Genomic DNA, 2,972 nt, shown 5'->3' on the forward strand with positions numbered 1-2,972 from the left:
ATTATTTCCAGCGAAAAAGTCTCTTGTCTTTTTGCTTGTCACCACATTTCCCTCAAAAAACAGGCCTGTCGTATCCGCATACTCGGCTACAAATTCCACGTCATGGGAAATCATGAAAATCGTCATTCCATGGGATTGCAGCTTCTTTAAGATGCTTCCAAGCTCTTCTTTATATTCCGCATCCATTCCCTTGGTCGGTTCATCCATGAGAAGGATCTTCGGACGAAGAAGAAGCACTTTTGCAAGGGCAAGCCGCTGCTGTTCCCCGCCGCTTAAATCATAGGGATGGCGTTCAAGCAGTCCCTCCAAATGGGTAAGGCTTACAATCCCCTCAATGGCTTTTTCCTTTTTCATGGAAATGGGATACTCGTTAGACGGCTTTTCTTTTTTTCCGCCGATCACGCTATAGAGGTCTTCTAGTACGGTCTTTTTTAAAAAGATGCTCTGGGGATTCTGCGGCATAACACCTAGATACCCGCAGTATAACTTCCGGTCGGAAAAGGAACGAAGATCCTTTCCATCCAGGTAGATTCTGCCGCTATACGGCTGGTATACTCGTCCAAGTAAGGATAAGGTGGTACTCTTTCCCGTTCCGTTTCCCCCTACCAGGGCATAGAATTCTCCTTTTTTTACTTCCAGGGACAGATCCTGAATGACATCGGGGCTGTCCTTTTCATACCGAAACCAGACATCCTTCATTTGGATGGCTGGGGGCGTATTTTCTTTCTGGCGCTTTAGATGCCCGAAAAAGCCTGCCGTTTCGTTTTCGTTTTTCTCCCCCTGTCGTTCCAGCCTTTGGTTTGCCTGCTGGATCTGTTCTTTTTTTATTCCTTTTTCTTCTGTATATTCCCGGATCCACTGTCTGCCCTCACTTACGGTAAGGGGACAGGTAAGGGCGCTGTCTGTCCCTGCATAGATCTGCATGGGAACTGGCATGGATAAAAACATGCCGTGGTGCTGTTCCTTTAATTTGGTTCCAATCTCCCGGGGTTTTCCTTCCAAAAACAGGGTTCCCTCATCCATGACAAACACCCGGTCGGCATACGGGATGATATCCTGCAGGCGGTGTTCGGTGAGCAGTACAGTCGTTCCAATATCACGGTTGATCTTCTTCACGGTCTCCAGAAAATCGGAGGCTGCAATGGGATCCAGTTGGGAGGTTGGCTCGTCCAGGATCAGTAAGGACGGGTGCATGGCCATCACAGAAGCCAGGTTTAAAAGCTGTTTTTGTCCGCCTGACAATTCCGATACATTTTTATAAAACCACTTCTGGATGCCAAAATAACTTGCCATCTCTGCCACCCGAAGGCGGATGGTGGCATTGTCATACCCAAGGCTTTCCAGTCCAAACGCCAGCTCATGCCATACCTTATCGGTCACGATCTGGTTGTCCGGATTTTGCATCACAAACCCGATCTCCTGGCTCTGGGTGCGGTGGTCGGTATCCCTAAGCGGAATATTCCGGTAGAGGATCTCCCCCTCTTTTTCTCCAGCTGGTGCAAGCACGCTTTTTAACTGGCGAAGCAGGGTGCTTTTTCCGCAGCCGCTCCTTCCCATGATGACATTTAAGGTTCCTTCTTTTATGTTCAGGTTTACATGCTCCAGAACTTTTCTGGAACTTTCCGGATAGGAAAACCCGAAATCCTTTATTTCTACAAGATTCATCTGTCTGTTCCTTCCTGTTCCAGCGTCTGGTAAATTTTTTGATACGTCATTTCAAGGTCTGTCGTTTCTTTTCTCCTGCTATAGGAAAAGCGGATGGTTTCTGTCACATCCAGCAGCACTGGAAGAAAACAAAAGGCTGCAAAACAAAGATAAGTAAGCAGGGCAAGTAACGGGGAAACCGAAACGGGTGCCGCGTATCCCTGGATGGTAAAGCCAGCTAACAGGATTCTGGGATCATAACTTGCATAGGCAGCCCCTTTGATACAGCCCCCTGTAAATATAGCAGACAGTCCGATCATCATTCCCAGGACATACTTATCTTTTCTTGTAAAATGGTAAATGGAAAACGCAGTCCTTCCCTTCAGACCATATCCCCTGCTTCGCATGGAATCAGAGGTCTCAATGGCGTTTTCCAGCGCCCAGGTAACCAGGATGGAGAGCATGTTAAGCCCATGGCGGATACGCGCAAAAAGGCTTCCTTCTGATACATCCCGTCCCATGGCTTTCTGCCCGCTTCGGATTACTTTTAACTGTGCAGTAAACCTTGGCACAAACCGAAGCGCCATAGATAAGATCAGGGAAAGCGCCGGAATGATCCGCCCAAACAGATAGATAAATTTATCCGTTGTCATCACTTTATTGTAACAGGAAAACCACTGGATGACTACGAACATCACAGCGCCAAGCACCACACCGTACACAAGTGCTTCCAGGGTGATCCAGTTGCCGCTGCTTTTTACATAATACAGCATGGTAACCCCGTAATGATTAAACATGGGATTTAATAGTGCCACAATGAGAAGACCTGGCAGAGTAAGAAGAAAGCTTTGTTTCAGAGTCTTTTCCCATCCGTTTAATAAAAACGAATAGGAAAATGCTCCAATATAAGAGATCCCGATGAACACCGGGTGTTGATTGAACATGGTAAAAAAAAGTACCACTGTAAAATAGAAAAAATTCAAAAAAGGATGACAGGCAGAAAAGGTATCCATTACCGTAAGGTTTGCACACGTTCTGTTGTTTTTTTCTTTATTCATTGACAACGCTTTCGGCACCGATATACTCCCTCTTCAGTTCATACTCATCACAATAGGCATCCATCTTGCTGCCTTTATAACAGCGAATGGTACAGCTCTTATTAACGATCCACGGACCGACATACTCCGGATCGTGACGGATTTCTACGGTTTCCAGACGGTTGCAGCCATGGAATACCCAGCGTTCGATCACATCCACACTCTCCGGGATCACGACATGTTTTAAGTTGTTGCATTTGAAAAAGGCACTCTCGCCAAGCTCTACTAAAC

General features: G+C 46.5%; 3 protein-coding genes. All 3 read right to left on the minus strand.

The features are described 5' to 3' along the window. The coding region (locus AB5170_RS16885; protein WP_368365109.1) for an ABC transporter ATP-binding protein at positions 1-1,665 on the minus strand (1,665 nt) is incomplete at its 3' end. Beyond that, the gene (locus tag AB5170_RS16890) at positions 1,662-2,702 is read right to left on the minus strand and encodes an energy-coupling factor transporter transmembrane component T (RefSeq protein ID WP_227198970.1); all 1,041 of its coding nucleotides are present in this window, start codon (positions 2,700-2,702) and stop codon (positions 1,662-1,664) included. The genes AB5170_RS16890 and AB5170_RS16885, both read right to left, overlap by 4 nt. Next, positions 2,695-2,972, minus strand: a 278-nt coding sequence (locus AB5170_RS16895) for a leucine-rich repeat protein (RefSeq protein WP_368365110.1), incomplete at its 5' end; no start/stop codon positions are given. The genes AB5170_RS16895 and AB5170_RS16890, both read right to left, overlap by 8 nt.

Source organism: Ruminococcus sp. RTP21484sp1_RTP21281st1_A8_RTP21281_210402 (genome assembly GCF_040914025.1).
Classification (GTDB): domain Bacteria; phylum Bacillota; class Clostridia; order Lachnospirales; family Lachnospiraceae; genus Blautia_A; species Blautia_A faecis.